The sequence below is a fragment of the Rhodococcus sp. IEGM1339 genome, assembly GCF_050321925.1.
In the GTDB taxonomy this organism is placed as follows: Bacteria; Actinomycetota; Actinomycetes; order Mycobacteriales; family Mycobacteriaceae; genus Rhodococcus; species Rhodococcus pyridinivorans.
This window is the reverse complement of the sequence record NZ_JBNQFT010000009.1, coordinates 1-14,606: the sequence shown is the minus strand read 5'-3', so window position 1 is coordinate 14,606 and position 14,606 is coordinate 1. Positions and strand designations below refer to the sequence as shown.

The window sequence follows — 14,606 nt, the reverse complement described above, 5'->3', positions numbered from 1 at the left end:
CTGTCCTTCCGGTGTAAGGATGGGAGCATGACCCTCGCGCAGAACTCGGAGATTCGCTCCGGCATCGATCTCGGACACGTCGACGAACGGGTCCGCCCCCAGGACGACCTCTTCGAACACGTGAACGGCCGATGGCTCGCCGAACACGAGATCCCCGCCGACCGCGCGCTCGACGGAGCCTTCCGCACGCTCGCCGACAAGGCCGAGGTCGACGTGCGGACCATCATCGAAGAGGCCGCGGCGTCCGGCGCCGAGCCGGGCACCGACGCCCAGAAGATCGGCGACCTGTACACCTCGTTCATGGACACCGCGACGATCGAGGCAGCCGGTCTCGATCCGATCCGCGGGGAACTCCGGGCGGTCTCCGGCGCTGCCGACCGCGCCGCGCTCGCGGCAGTACTGGGCGGGTTGCAGCGCGCCGGCGTGACGGGTGCGCTCGCACACTACGTCGACACCGATTCGAAGAACTCCGAGCGGTACCTGATGCACGTTTCGCAGGGCGGGCTCGGGCTGCCCGACGAGTCGTACTACCGCGAGGACCGCTACGCCGAGATCCGTGACCAGTACACCGCCCACATCGGCCGGATGTTCGCCCTCGCCGACCTGCCCTACGACGCGGCGAAGGTGGTCGCGCTCGAGACGAGGCTGGCCGCTGGGCACTGGGACGTCGTCAAGCGTCGCGACGCCGACCTGAGTTACAACCTGCTCACCCTCGACTCGCTGCGCACCGATCTTCCGCAGTTCGACTGGACGGGATGGATCACCGCGACCGGCGCGACCACCGAACAGTGGGCCGAGATCGTCGTTCGTCAGCCGAGCTTCCTCGAGACGTTCGCGACGTTGTGGGCCGACGAGGACCTCGACGACTGGAAGGCCTGGGCGGTGTGGCGGGTGCTGCGCGCGCGGGCTCCGTACCTGTCCGAGGCGTTCGTCGACGAGAACTTCGCGTTCTACGGCCGCACGCTCACCGGTACGCAGGAGATCCGCGACCGCTGGAAGCGCGGTGTGTCGCTCGTGCAGGACCTGCTCGGCGAGGCCGTCGGAAAGCTCTACGTCGAACGGCACTTCCCCGCCGAGGCGAAGACGCGCATGCAGGTGCTCGTCGACAATCTCACCGAGGCGTACCGGCAGTCCATCACCGACCTCGAATGGATGAGCCCGGCCACGCGCGAGGCCGCGCTGCGCAAGCTCGAGAAGTTCACCCCCAAGGTCGGCTATCCCGACACCTGGCGCGACTACTCCGCTGTGACGATCACCCCGGACGACGTGGTGGGCAACTACCGCAGCGGGTACGCCGCGGAATACGACCGCGATCTCGGCAAGCTCGGTGGTCCGGTCGATCGCGGCGAGTGGTTCATGACCCCGCAGACGGTCAACGCCTACTACAACCCGGGGATGAACGAGATCGTCTTCCCCGCCGCGATTCTCCAGCCCCCGTTCTTCGACCTGCATGCCGACGACGCCGCGAACTACGGCGGTATCGGCGCGGTCATCGGGCACGAGATCGGCCACGGATTCGACGATCAGGGCGCGAAGTACGACGGCGACGGCAATCTGGAGAACTGGTGGACCGATTCGGACCGCGAGGAGTTCGGCAAGCGCACCGCGGCCCTCATCGCGCAGTACGACGAGTTCGAGCCGAAGGCCCTTCCCGGACAGCGTGTCAACGGCAGCTTCACGATCGGCGAGAACATCGGTGATCTCGGTGGCCTGTCGATCGCGTTGAAGGCCTACGAGATCGCGCTCGACGGCAAGCCCGCGCCCGTCATCGACGGCCTGACCGGACTGCAGCGCGTGTTCTTCGGGTGGGCGCAGGTGTGGCGTACGAAGGTTCGCGACGAGGAGGCGTCACGACGCCTCGCCGTCGACCCGCACTCGCCGCCGGAGTTCCGCTGCAACGGCGTGATCCGCAACATCGACGCGTTCTACGAGGCGTTCGGCGTCACCGAGGGCGACAGGCTGTATCTCGATCCTTCGGAGCGCGTGCGCATCTGGTAACTCCACGCACGACTCTGCCCCGACGCGGACAGCGTCGGGGCAGTGGTCGTTTCGGGGGCGTTCGTTTCGGGGGCCGTTCTCGGGCTGTCGCCTACCGGATCAGCCGAGGTGCGAGCTCGGCACCGGAACGCCGCGCGCGTGGAACCACGGGATGGGGTCGACCTTGGCGCCGCCCGGCTGCCACACCTCGTAGTGCAGGTGCGGGCCGGTGGACTGGCCGCGGTTGCCCATCGTGGCGATCTGCTCACCGGCGCGGACGTGCTGGCCGACCGAGACGAGGGACTGATCGATGTGGCCGTAGACACCGGTCGTGCCGTCGTCCTGCGCGATGCGCACCCACAGGCCGAAGCCCGAGGCCGGACCGGATTCGATCACGACGCCGTCGGTGACGGAGAGGATGGGCGTGCCGATCGAGTTGGCGACGTCGATACCGTTGTGGTTGGTCCCCCAGCGCGGACCGTAGCCCGAGGTCAGCGTTCCTGCAGCGGGGAAGGCGAGCGCGGGGCGACGCGCGGCCTCCTCACGAGCGGCCTGCTCGGCGGCCTCGTGGGCGATCCGCTCGGCCTCGGCACGCTGTGCTGCCTCCTGGGCAGCGATCGCCTCGACGACACGCTGTGCTTCCCTCTCGGCGGCGCGGTTCAGCTTCTCGGTGTAGTGGGATGCGTCGACACCGGCGACCTTCAGCACCTGCGGTGCGGTCGAGAGGTTCTCCCCGGCGCCCGTCCATGCGGTGGCGGACTCGACGCGGACCCGGTCGCCTGCGGCGTTCGCGACCGTCGTTCCGCCGACGGTGACGGCGCTCGCGAGGACCGCGACTGCCATCCACCTGCCGGCGCGGGTTGCGCGCCGTCGCAGATCGGTGGCTTCTCGGGTGTGGGTGGATTCAGGATTTCGGATCACAGCAGTTTCCTCTGGGACAGGCCCTCGGTAACGAAAGGGTCACGATTCCATCACAGAGTACTTCGACCTTTGACGACCTCAGCGTGTCGCCTTGACTCCAAACCGACCGGTATCGGACAAAAAGCGCCCGATTTGCCCTACTCGATTCACATCGCCACCGTCGACCTCACGCGTTGGTCGCAAAACCGGGGTGAACCGTGAGTGACGTCACGCCTTCGGATAACGGGGAAACGATCTCCGGGGGGGTATCGAGGCGGTATTGCGGCCCCAGCCGAGAGGGTCCTACCGCACCGCGAAACGCAGACCGAAATTGTCGAACGTCGCGGGCAGCGGACGCGCCGGATCCGGCTTCATATCCGACACCACGGTGAACTCGGCGGACCGGAGCAGAGTCGCAAGGAAGGTGCTCGCCGCGAACAGCACGATGCTGCGCCCGGGGCACACCGTCGGTCCGGCGCTGAACGGCACGAGCGCGGGATAGCGCTCGGCGCGGCCGTCGAGCCAGATCTCGGGTTCGAAGGTGTCGGCGAACGGCAGGTCGTCGGAGCGGTGGAAGGCCGAGGACAGGATCACGAAGCCCGTACCGGCGGGAATCGTGGAGGTACCACCCGCACCGTCGCTCCACGTGGTCTCTTCCACGGAGTCCCGGAGGATCACCGGAGTGGTCGGCCACAGCCGGGTCGTGTCCAGCACGCAGGCCCGCAGGTACTCGTAGACCTGCGGTGTCCCGGCTTCGGTTCCCGACAATTCCGACTCGACGCGCAGACGCTGCTCGGAATGGGTCGACAACACCGCCAGGGTTCGGGCGCTGACCATGCCTGCGGCGTCGAACGCGAACAACCAGTGCGGCATCTGCCCGATCGGGTCGACGGACGCCGGCGCTGCGAGGTCCCGGACCACCCCGGCCAGACTCTCGGACGGAGCCGCCGTGACATGACGGTGCAGGTTCTGGGTGAACCGATCGCGCAGGCGGTGCCGGAGCGGATGCGCGAACGACCAGTTCCCGTTCGAGCGCAGCGTCCACAACTGGTCGGTGATGCTCTCGTCGTCGCGGGCGGCGTCGCCGAACGCGAGTCGCCGAACGAGGCGCCACCAGGTCTTCACGAAATCCGGGGCGTCGAGTTCACCGCGCGACCTCGCATGCTCGAGCAGATCCTGCGCCTCCTGCTCGATCACGGGAACCCATTCGGCCGCGAGACGGTGCAGGGCGTGTTCCGGTTCGAGGACCGACTCGTTGAACGCGCGTCGCTGGGCGCGGATGTTCCCTCGGGAGATGAGCACACCGTTGGGCTGGAACGGGCTGAGTGCGGCCACCTTCTCCTTGTTGGCCGCAGTGAACGATGCCGTGTCGGTGCGCAGGATCCGGTCCACATCCTCGGGCGTCAGGACGATTGCGAGGGTGCGGCCGGGGATCGGCACGACCACCGGTCCGTCACCGTGCCGCTTCCGTAGATCGGCGACCAGGCGGACCACGCCGGCATCGGATTGGTTCTTCTCGAGCAGCTTCATCGCCCAACGCCGACGAGCGATCGGTCCCACCGCCACGAACGGCACGGCCACCTGCCCGAGGAGCCGAGCGGCGTCGGTGGGCGAAACGGTCGCGGTCGTTGCAGGCACAGGTGCTCCCGGCGTCGGAGGGGCAGGACTTGTGAAGGCTTCCCGTCGGGAGCACATCCAAACGTCCGTCCGGACCCGCAGAGGGAGATCACCGCAACCCCGGAACGAGCAGGCTTGCACGGTCCGCGGACAGAAGCACGCCTTCGGACGGCATGCAACTGTCTTCAAGGCGCGCAAACGGTCGGCGCTGCAGTGACAACTACCCGTCCCGATTTCCCCTGCGCCCTATTTTCCGCGCGCCTGCTTGCCGCGAGAGCACCTTGTCGGCCGCTTCCCAGTGCGCATCGAACAGATCGCCACGACCGTCGGAAAACCCTGCGACGGTGTGGAAGTGAGCATCGCCGACGACAGCGAGGTGCTAATCCGCGGATACAACGTGATGCAGGGCTATCTCGACGATCCGGAGGCCACCGCCGCAACCGTCGACTCCGCAGCGGGCCGGCGTGAGCGGGCACGGTTATGCCTCGTCGGTACGCCCGCTCAGCAGATTGTCCGCCTGACCACGGCTTCGAGGAACTTCACGGGAAGCGGTTTCACCCTCTGTCGACTCGGGTATCCGCCGAGGCACTGACCTCGATCGCAGGGGGGACCATAGCGAAGAACGGTTCTGTCGACCCCAAGCCGGACGCTCACGACGAGCCGCCGGCGAAGATACGGCGCGCCATCGGTGCGTCGGCCATGGGTAATTTCACCGAGTGGTTCGACTACGGCGTCTATGCCTACACGGCCACCTACATCGCCGATTCGTTCTTCCCCGGCGATCTCGAATCCGCGACACTGCTCACGCTGGGTGTCTTTGCGGTCTCCTTCGTCATGCGGCCGCTGGGCGGTTTCGTGTGGGGTCCACTCGGCGACCGGTTGGGTCGGCGCCAGATCCTGGCGCTCACCATCCTGTTGATGGGTGGTTCGACGGTTCTGCTCGGCGCGGTCCCGTCGTACGAGTCGATCGGGTTCTGGGCACCTCTGCTGCTCGTGCTGTTGCGCATGATCCAGGGGTTCTCCACCGGCGGTGAGTACGGTGGCGCAGCGACTTTCATGGCCGAGTACTCCCCCGACCACAAACGTGGCTTCTACGGTAGTTTCCTCGAGTTCGGCACGCTGGGTGGTTTCTCCGTCGGTGCGTTCCTCGTCCTGATGATCGATCTGATGTCCACCGATGCGTTCATGTCGACCTGGGGTTGGCGCCTGCCGTTCTTCGTCGCCGGCCCGCTCGCTCTGGTAGGCCTCTACCTTCGTTCGAAGCTCGACGAGACGCCGGTCTTCAAGGAACTGGAGGAGGCGCACCAGGAGGAGGCCAGCGTCGGCGCCGAGTTCAAGGACCTGCTCACCCGCTACTGGCGACCGATCATCACGATGATGGGTCTGGTCATCGCGCTGAACGTCTGCAACTACACGTTGCTGAGCTACATGCCGACCTATCTCGAGGACCGGATCGGTCTGACGACCACTTCGGCACTGATCCTGGTGTTGATCGGTCAGCTCGCGATGATGGCGGTCATCCCGTTCTCCGGCTCCTTGTCGGACCGCATCGGGCGCAAGCCCCTCTGGGCGACGTCGCTGGGTGGTCTGTTCGTTCTCGCCGTGCCGATGTACATGTTGATGTCGGTGGGCTTCGGCTGGGCGATCCTCGGCTTCACCGTGCTCGGCCTGCTGTACGTGATGCAGTTGTCGACCATCTCGGCGACCTTCCCCGCGATGTTCCCCACGCAGGTCCGGTTCGCCGGGTTCGCGATCTCGTACAACGTGGCCACCTCGATCTTCGGAGGTACGGCTCCCGCGATCAACGAATGGCTCGTCGAGCGGACCGGCAACGATCTCATGCCGGCCTTCTACATGATGGGCGCGTGCGCGGTCGGTCTCGTCGCCCTCTACTTCGTGGCGGAGACCGCGGGCGCATCGCTGCGGGGACGCGGTATCCCGGGTATCGATACCGAAGCACGCCCCGCGGCCTTGTCCCATCACTGATGTTGCCCCGGTTCGAGGTTCGAGGTTCGGAGACGGCTCGTGAATCGACGACCCGGTCGTCGATGTGGACGGTGGCACCGTCTCGGCCTTCCTGCTGTGGTTCGAACACGACCGGCTGTGGGAGATCCTCGTCGGGATGTTCCTGTTCGGCGTCGGCATGGGCACGACCTACGCCGCGATGCCCGCGCTCATCGCACGCAGCGTGGCCGACACCGAGCTCGGCAGCGCCGTCAGTTTCAACCAGGTCCTCCGCACCGTCGGCGGCGCCTTCGGCAGTGCCCTGTCCGGCGCCGTCCTCGCCGCACACATGGGCGCCGACCTGCATCCGACCGACGGAGGCATCACGCTCGCGTTCGCCCTCGGGGCGTGCGGCAGCGTGATCGTGTTCGCCGCGCTCGCGGTCAACCATGTCCGGTCGCTCCGTCCATCCGATACCTCGGCGAGCACGCCGGCCCTTCGCGGTGCCGATCTGCGCCGCTGACCGGATACCGCCGATACGCGAAGGTCGTCGCGTCGCTCTTCCTCCCGTCGACTCCACCGACCCACCGTCGGCGTGAAGTCACCCATCGGACATTCCGACGACGAACACATCCCGTGCCCGTACCCGAACTTTCCGAGGCTCGAGTACGGGCATGTTGTCGCTTCTGCGGTTACACACATTTCAAGATCGAACACAGCACATCGATCGTCGTCACGTTATCCATCACAAGCCCGAAATGCACGAAAGATCCTCTCGCGCCCAACTTTCGAACCCGTGGTTGGATGTGCGGTCGAGATACGGACTCGAGCGCGCGACGCCGCGTGGCGAAGCCGAACTCCATCACAGCCACCGCCTGCCCCGGGAGGAACCATGACCGACATCGAGACGAAGAACTTCTTCACCGATCCGGAACTCGTCGAGGACCCGTACCCCTACTACGACGCCCTGCGCGAGGGATGCCCGGTCACGCGCGAACCCCACCACAACGTCATGATGGTCACCGGCTACGAAGAGGCGATCCAGGTCCTGAGCGACGAGCAGACCTTCTCGTCGTGCATCTCGGTGACCGGTCCGTTCTCCGGCCTTCCGGCCTGCCCCGAGAGCGACGACATCACCGACTTCATCGAGGAGCACCGCCCCTCGCTGCCGATGAACGACCAGCTCCCCACCATGGATCCCCCGCAGCACACCGACCATCGCGGCCTGCTGATGCGGCTCATCACGCCCAAGCGCCTCAAGGAGAACGAGGCCTTCATCGAGCGCATCGCCGACCGCCTCCTCGACGATCTGCTCGCCCGAGGCGAGGGCGACTACATCACCGGCTTCGCCGCTCCGTTCGCGATGCTCGTCATCGCCGACCTGCTGGGCGTGCCGGAGAGTGACCATCAAGAATTCATCGAGGGCCTGAAGATCCAAGTGGAGAAAGGCTTCTCGCTCGGCAGCACCGAGGGTGAGACGCTGAAGCTCAACCCGCTCGAGTTCCTGTACAAGAAGTTCGGCCAGTACATCGAGGACCGCCGCGCGAACCCCACCGACGACGTGCTGACGGGCCTCGCCACCGCAACCTTCCCCGACGGCACCCTGCCGCCCGTCGACGACGTCCTGCGTATCGCCGCGAACGTGTTCTCCGCCGGCCAGGAGACCACCGTGCGTCTGCTGAGTTCCGCGTTGCGGATCATCGCCGAGCAGCCCGAACTCCAGAAGACCCTGCGCAGCGAGCCCGATCGCATCCCGAACTTCATCGAAGAGACGCTGCGTTTCGAGAGCCCGATCAAGGGCGACTTCCGGCTCGCGAAGACCCCCACCACCGTCGGCGGGGTCGACGTCTCGGCCGGCACGATCATGATGCTGGTCAACGGCGCCGCCAACCGCGACCCGCGCCAGTTCTCCGACCCGAACGAGTTCGACATCGATCGCCGCAACGCACGCACCCACATCGCGTTCGGTCGCGGCGTGCACTCGTGTCCTGGCGCCCCGCTCGCCCGAACCGAAGGACGCGTGGGCATCGCGCGCCTGCTCGAGCGCACCAGCGAGATCCGGATCTCCGAGAAAGTGCACGGCCCCGAGGACGACCGGAAGTTCGGTTACCTGCCGACCTTCATCCTGCGCGGCCTGCTCGCCCTGCACCTCGAGTACACGCCGGCGGAAGGTGAGTCGAAGTGAAGGTCGTCGTCGACGACGACGCCTGCCGCGGACACGGCGTCTGCCTCGCGGCCTGCCCGGAGGTCTTCGACCTGAGCGACGGCGGATACGCCGTCACCCTGATGTCCGAGGTCCCGGCCGAACACCAGGACTCCGTGCGGGAGGCCGCAGGGGGTTGCCCCGAAAGGGCGATCCGGCTCGACTGAGATCAGAGCGCGCCGTTCTTCGACGGGTCCGGCGTCCGGCCTTCCATTCTCCAGCAGAGAATCCACCTCCCGAGCCTCTTGCGGGGAATGACCCGTCTACGGGGGCCGGGTGCGCTCCGATCCCCGCGTTGGTTGTCAGGATGTCTCACGGCCATCCTGACAACCAGCGAATTGCCGCAGCGGATGGCGAGAACGGCAGCGGATTCCGTCCCGGGTGCGCATTCCGACTTGCCTCTTTCCGGCCCCGAATCAGCCGTATCGGGATGAGAGCAAGGTTTCTTTTTCTGATAGCAACAGTCTCGAGTCGGGACGGAAAGCGGAAGGACGGCCCCGCGTTGCCTCCCTACCCTCCGGTACAGTGTCCCCATGTCCACTCCACGCGACACAGGGCGATCCGGGCAGTGACGGGCGCCAGCGAAGAGCCGGCCTGGAAGCAGCGCGCGGTGGAGCGTTCCATCCGGACCGCGAAGCTGCGCGCCGAGCAGCGCGTTCAGCGCTTTCTCGATGCCGCACAGGCGATCATCGCGGAAAAGGGCAGCACCGACTTCACGGTTCAGGAAGTTGTCGACCGGTCGAAGCAGTCGCTTCGCAGCTTCTACCTACAATTCGACGGTAAGCACGAGCTGTTGCTGGCACTCTTCGAGGATGCTCTGAGCCGCTCTGCCGATCAGATCCGTGCCGCTGCCGCCGACGAGAAGGATCCTCTCGATCAGCTGCGCGTCGCAGTGGAACTGCTGTTCGAGTCGTCCCGACCCGATCCGGCGGCCCCGCGACCCCTGTTCACCGACCTCGCGCCGCAGCTGGTGCTCACCCATCCTGCCGAGGTGAAGGTCGCACACGCACCGATGCTCACGCTGTTCACGGAGCTGATGGAGAAGGTCGATGCCGAGGGCAGCCTTCGCGAGGGAACGAACGCGAAGCGAATGGCCGCCATGACAATGCAGACCGTGATGTCCATTGCCCAGTCGGGCGGTGGCGACGACACTACGACCCTTCTCATCTCGGCCGACGAGGTATGGAGTTTCTGCTCGCAGGGATTCGCCGCCCGCTGACGAGAGCAGCATTCTCGAACAGCAAAGTTCATCCCTCTCGCTCGGTGATCACGAGAAGCCAATCCCCGTCTCCATCCGTGTTCGGCCCCGGTATAGGGATGTCGCCGTTCTCGTCGGAAGTCGCCGGCTGCCGAGGCCCGGTCGCGTCGGCGGGGTCGACCCACTCGAGGGTCGCCTCCTCCGGTACCAACGCAGGATCGAGCCGGATCGTGCGCTGCGTCGGAAGGTAGACGACGGCGAGTGAACCGTCGGGTGTCCGGGCAGCGGTGACGTACTCGTCGTCGAGAACGTCGATCATCTCGTCACTCGTCCACGGGGTGCCGCGACCGGCGACGACGAGCGGTTCGTCGATATCCGGCACGAGCTCCCACCACGGCCACGACTGCCACAGTTCACGTATCGCTCGCAGCTGTGCGACAGCGGGAGTATCCAGACGGGTTTCCCACCCGTCCGGGAACTCCCAGTCGTCGGAACCCCGGAACTCGCCGGGCGAACCGGAGGTCAGTGCCCACAACGCCTGACGTCGGAGTGTCTCGTCGGTGGTCGGTGCCGTGTCCTCCTGGTTGTTCTCACCTTCGTAGTTGCCCTCCGAGAACAGTTCGGGTCGCGGGTCGCGGGTTCCGTCGGCACGCTCGTAGGCCTGCAGGACGGCCTGATAGGTGGGCGCGTAGGTGTAGACGAAGTTCCAGTCCACGACCGGTTCCCAGAACGGGTGATCCGTGGACAGCAGCTTGTCCCACCCCAGTTGGATCGTGAACGGTGCGTCGGAGCCGGCATCACGGATCCCGTCGAGCATCGCGTGCAGCACGAGATCCGACTCGGCACCGGCCGCGAGATCCTCCGCCTCCGGTGAGTAGTCCCCGCCGGTCATCCAGACGATGTTCGGGAATTCCGCGTACCGCTGCGCGAACCGCCGTCCGTACTCGAAGGCCTGTTCCGGCGTGGTCGACGCAAAGACGTGGGTGAGGTTCCACCCGTCCATCGGATACAGGAATACCGTGTTCCCGTGGCGGCACGCGATCCGGAGGTAGTCGTCGACACGCGACCAGTACACCTCGTTCCACTGCGTGATGTCGCCGTCGACGAACGGTTCGATGCCGTCGATGGTGGCGCCTTCGTAGCTCGGGCCGCCGTTCACCGGCACGATGATCGCCGACATGATCGAGGCATTGAACCCGTTGATCTCGCGGTCGGTGAAATACAACTCGGCCTGCTCGGGCGACCAGTCGGCCATCCCCGACCACGGCGAGTCGCCGCGGACGAGGACGGGATCACCGTATTGATCCTCGAAATGGCGGCCATCGGCGCCGACGGACGAGACGAAGCGGTGGTCGGCGGCATCGCAGTCCGCTTCGACCGCCGGGACGTTCGTCCGCTGTTCCTGCTCTCCCGCGTTCGAACAGGCCGCGACCAGCAGCAACACCATCACAAGGACTGCCTGTTTCATCGTCACCCCACCGCGCCCGTGGTACGTCCAGGCTACGGAGGAGATCGTGGCTCCGAGCGAAAACACGGAACCCGTCGTCGGCGACAACCCGCGCTGGGGACTTCTTCCTCGACAAGGACCGACGTTCAATTCCGACGGACGCGGACGGCGGTGCCGGCGCACAGGACGACGACGGCACCGCCCGCAAACACTGCCCATGTCAATGGTTCTCCCAGCAGCCAGGCGGCCCAGCCGACCGTCATGATCGGCTGGGTCAGTTGCACCTGCCCGACCCGAGCCATCGGCCCGATGGCCAGACCTCGGTACCACGCGAAGAACCCGAGGAACATGCTGACGATGCCGAGGTACGCGAACGACGCCCAGTGCGTCACCCCACCCTGCGGCGGTCCGTCGGCGAGCGAGACCAGGGTGAGTGTCACCATCAACGGTGACCCCAGCACCAGTGCCCACGAGATCGTCTGCCACGCACCGATCTCCCGCGCCAGCAGCCCGCCTTCTGCGTAACCGACGGCGGCGGCGACCACCGCGCCGAGCAACAGCAGATCGGCTCGACCGAATCCCGCGGCACCTCCGCCACGCAGTCCCGCGAAGGCCATGACGGCGACCGTCCCCGCACCCGCCGCGACCCAGAACGGGGTGGGCGGCCGTTCGTGGGCCCGCAACACCGCGACCACCGCGGTCGCAGCCGGAAGGATCGCGATGACGATCGCGCTGTGGTTCGCCGGTACCATGGTCAGGGCGTACGAGGTGAGCATGGGGAATCCGATCACCACCCCACCTGTGACGACGGCGATCCTGCGCCACTGATGCGTGTTCGGGAGTCGTTGCCCCGTGAGCGCGAGCGCCAGAGCGGCGAGAACCGCCGCGACGACCGCGCGGCCGGCGGCGACGAACAGCGGTGACATCGCCCCGTTCTCGACGGCGATGCGGGTGAGCGGCACGGTCAGGGAGAAGCCTGCGACGCCGAGCAGACCCCAGGCGAGCCCGCGAGGATCGGACGATAGCACTGGCCTGCCGGACACGATAGCGCTACTCTTCAATCTCATGTCGAACAGTAGCAGTTCCCAGCTCGTCGCGGAACTGACCCGGTGGATCGCCACCGCAGCACCCGACGCCCGGTTGCCGTCGACGAGATCGCTCGTCGCGCAGTACGGCGTCAGCCCCGTCACGGTGCAGAAAGCATTGAAGACACTCCAGACCCGGGGTCTCGTGGAGAGTCGCACCGGTGTGGGAACCTTCGTCCGCCGGATCCGCACGTCGAACACGATCGATCACAGCTGGCAGACGGAAGCGCTCGGAACGGCTCCCTCGTTGCCTCGCGCCTCCGCCGCCCTGCGCACCGTGTCCAACGATGTGGTCTCACTCCACTCCGGCTATCCCGACCGCACGCTGCTTCCCGAACGCCTTGTCCGCGGAGCATATTCACGCGCAGCCCGCAGCGACGCCGCCGTAGGACGGACACCTGCTGCAGGACTTCCCGAACTGCAGGAGTGGTTCGCCGCGGAGCTGTCGGAAGCGACGAACGCGCGCACGGCCCCGCCGTCCGCGGGCGACGTGATCATCACCCCCGGCAGTCAGAGCGGGCTCGGGTCGATCTTCCGCGCACTCGTCGGCGCCGGTAATCCCCTCATCGTGGAGTCACCGACCTATTGGGGTGCAATCCTCGCGGCCACGAAGGCCGGCGTGCAGCTCGCACCGGTTTCCAGCGGACCCAACGGGCCCGATCCCGACGAATTGGCCCGCGCCTTCGATCGGACCCGGGCCCGCGCCTTCTACGCACAACCGAACTTCGCGAATCCCACCGGGGCGCAATGGCCGTCGTCGACCGGCGAGCGGGTCCTCGACGTCGTGCGCGATGCGGGAGCGTTCGTCATCGAGGACGACTGGGCCCACGACTTCGGGATCTCGGCCCCGTCCGTTCCGCTGTTCGCCCGCGACGATTCGGGCCACGTCGTCTATGTCCGCTCCCTGACCAAGAGTGTCGCGCCGTCGGTGCGGGTCGCGGCGATCGTCGCGCGTGGACCGGCTCGCGAACGCATCCTCGCCGACGTGCAGGCCGAATCCGTCTATGTGAGCGGCGTTCTCCAGACGGTCGCGCTCGACGTCGTCACCCAGCCGGCATGGCAGACCCATCTGCGGGCGGTGCGGCGCGAGCTCGAATCGCGCCGCAACCTTCTCGTGAGCGAACTTCGTGAGCTCGCACCGGATGTGGCTGTCGACGGGCTACCGTCCGGTGGGCTCAACCTGTGGGGCAGGCTCCCGGACGACGTCGACGCCGAGGCCGTCGCGCACGAGTGCGAGGCCGCCGGGGTGCTCGTCGCGGCAGGTGACGAGTGGTTCCCGGCGGAGCCCACCGGTCAGTACCTCCGGCTCAACTACGCAGGACCGAATCCGGCGGCCTTCCGGGAGGCCGCGCGGGTCATCGGGAAAGTCGTCTCCGGCGGGTGAGGGCGAGCGGACGTCACCGGCTCGTGCGGCGCCGGCGGGCCTTCCTCACCCGGGTGCGTTCGTCCTCTGTGAGCCCACCCCAGATCCCGTAGCGTTCACCGGAATCGAGGGCGTACTGCAGGCACTTCTCCCGCACCGGACAACGAGCGCAGACCTTCTTGGCCGAAGCCATCCGGTTCTCCCTCGCGTCGCCCCGCTCGTTGTCCGGGTGGAAGAACAACGATCCGTCTGCGTCGCGACAAGCCGCGTCCATCTGCCAATCCCATTCCTCGGTAACGGGAGGCGGCAGATAGAGCAACTTCAGCGCGGGCATGTCCTACCTCCCTCCGTTGCGCAGGGTGCGGTAGACCTCGATCAGGTGGTCGGTGGACGCGTCGCCGGTCTCGGGGATCTCGTCGCCGGCGAGCACCGTCTGCAGGGCGGTGGCCTGGGTCTTGCCGAGTTCGACGCCCCACTGGTCGAACGAGTCGATCCCCCACACGACGCCTTGGACGAAGGTCTGATGTTCGTAGAAGGCGATGATCTGCCCGACCACCGACGGGGTCAGTTCCGGGGCGAGGATCGTCGTCGACGGCCGATCCCCGGGCATCACCTTGTGCGCCACCAACGCCTCGTCGACGCCGTCGGCACGGACCTCGTCGGCATCACGCCCGAAGGCCAACACTTTGGCCTGGGCGAACATGTTCGCCAGCAACAACACCTGCATGCTGGTCTGCCCGTCGCGGGCGGGCAGGTCGTCGCCGCTACGGGCCAGGCCGAGAAAGTCGACGGGGACGATCTCGGTGCCCTGGTGCAGCAGCTGGAAGAAGGCGTGCTGACCGTTGGTACCGGGCTCACCCCAGAACACCTCC

11 protein-coding genes and 3 pseudogenes are annotated in these 14,606 nt (G+C 66.7%); 8 read left to right on the top strand and 6 right to left on the bottom strand.

Annotated elements, in window-relative coordinates; genetic code table 11:
• Positions 1-27 precede the first annotated feature (27 nt).
• Positions 28-1,998: a M13 family metallopeptidase gene (locus ACQR3U_RS11305; RefSeq protein WP_006553744.1), complete on the top strand. Its 1,971-nt coding sequence runs from the start codon at positions 28-30 to the stop codon at positions 1,996-1,998.
• 99 nt (positions 1,999-2,097) lie between these two features.
• Here the strand turns inward: ACQR3U_RS11305 and ACQR3U_RS11300 are convergent, their stop codons facing one another.
• Together ACQR3U_RS11300 and ACQR3U_RS11295 are read right to left on the bottom strand one after the other, a co-directional pair.
• Positions 2,098-2,820: a M23 family metallopeptidase gene (locus ACQR3U_RS11300; protein WP_230810610.1), complete on the bottom strand. Its 723-nt coding sequence runs from the start codon at positions 2,818-2,820 to the stop codon at positions 2,098-2,100.
• 360 nt (positions 2,821-3,180) lie between these two features.
• The gene (locus ACQR3U_RS11295) at positions 3,181-4,515 is read right to left on the bottom strand and encodes a cytochrome P450 (RefSeq protein WP_006553746.1); all 1,335 of its coding nucleotides are present in this window, start codon (positions 4,513-4,515) and stop codon (positions 3,181-3,183) included.
• 286 nt (positions 4,516-4,801) lie between these two features.
• Between ACQR3U_RS11295 and ACQR3U_RS11290 the strand changes: the two are divergent.
• From ACQR3U_RS11290 to ACQR3U_RS11265, 6 genes and pseudogenes are all read left to right on the top strand, one after another.
• A pseudogene (locus ACQR3U_RS11290) lies at positions 4,802-4,945 on the top strand (fatty acid--CoA ligase); the annotation flags it as partial.
• A 248-nt stretch (positions 4,946-5,193) separates the two neighbouring features.
• Entirely contained in the window at positions 5,194-6,480 is a 1,287-nt protein-coding gene (locus ACQR3U_RS11285) for an MFS transporter (RefSeq protein WP_006553748.1), read from the top strand.
• 76 nt (positions 6,481-6,556) lie between these two features.
• Positions 6,557-6,961, top strand: a pseudogene (locus tag ACQR3U_RS11280) (MFS transporter); the annotation flags it as partial.
• A gap of 369 nt (positions 6,962-7,330) precedes the next feature.
• On the top strand, positions 7,331-8,623 hold the full coding sequence (locus tag ACQR3U_RS11275) for a cytochrome P450 (protein ID WP_006553750.1): 1,293 nt from the start codon (positions 7,331-7,333) through the stop codon (positions 8,621-8,623).
• Positions 8,620-8,808 carry a ferredoxin gene (locus tag ACQR3U_RS11270; protein ID WP_006553751.1) on the top strand — a complete coding sequence of 63 codons (189 nt, stop codon included), beginning with the start codon at positions 8,620-8,622 and terminating at the stop codon, positions 8,806-8,808. The genes ACQR3U_RS11275 and ACQR3U_RS11270 overlap by 4 nt, the downstream gene beginning before the upstream one ends.
• 401 nt (positions 8,809-9,209) lie before the next feature.
• Positions 9,210-9,860, top strand: a complete 651-nt coding sequence (locus ACQR3U_RS11265; RefSeq protein WP_230810598.1) for a TetR/AcrR family transcriptional regulator — start codon at positions 9,210-9,212, stop codon at positions 9,858-9,860.
• 28 nt (positions 9,861-9,888) lie between these two features.
• Here ACQR3U_RS11265 and ACQR3U_RS11260 read toward each other — a convergent pair whose 3' ends face one another.
• Positions 9,889-11,307 (bottom strand): DUF4038 domain-containing protein, encoded by a 1,419-nt coding sequence (locus ACQR3U_RS11260; protein ID WP_230810599.1) that lies wholly within the window; start codon positions 11,305-11,307, stop codon positions 9,889-9,891.
• Positions 11,308-11,432: 125 nt separating this feature from the next.
• Positions 11,433-12,314, bottom strand: a complete 882-nt coding sequence (locus ACQR3U_RS11255) for a DMT family transporter (RefSeq protein WP_230810600.1) — start codon at positions 12,312-12,314, stop codon at positions 11,433-11,435.
• Between the two features lie 37 nt (positions 12,315-12,351).
• Between ACQR3U_RS11255 and ACQR3U_RS11250 the strand changes: the two genes are divergently transcribed.
• Entirely contained in the window at positions 12,352-13,755 is a 1,404-nt protein-coding gene (locus tag ACQR3U_RS11250; protein ID WP_230810601.1) for a PLP-dependent aminotransferase family protein, read from the top strand.
• A gap of 13 nt (positions 13,756-13,768) precedes the next feature.
• Here ACQR3U_RS11250 and ACQR3U_RS11245 read toward each other — a convergent pair whose 3' ends face one another.
• Positions 13,769-14,068, bottom strand: a complete 300-nt coding sequence (locus ACQR3U_RS11245) for a WhiB family transcriptional regulator (protein WP_006553755.1) — start codon at positions 14,066-14,068, stop codon at positions 13,769-13,771.
• Positions 14,069-14,071: 3 nt separating this feature from the next.
• Positions 14,072-14,606: pseudogene (locus ACQR3U_RS11240) on the bottom strand (glucose-6-phosphate isomerase); the annotation flags it as partial.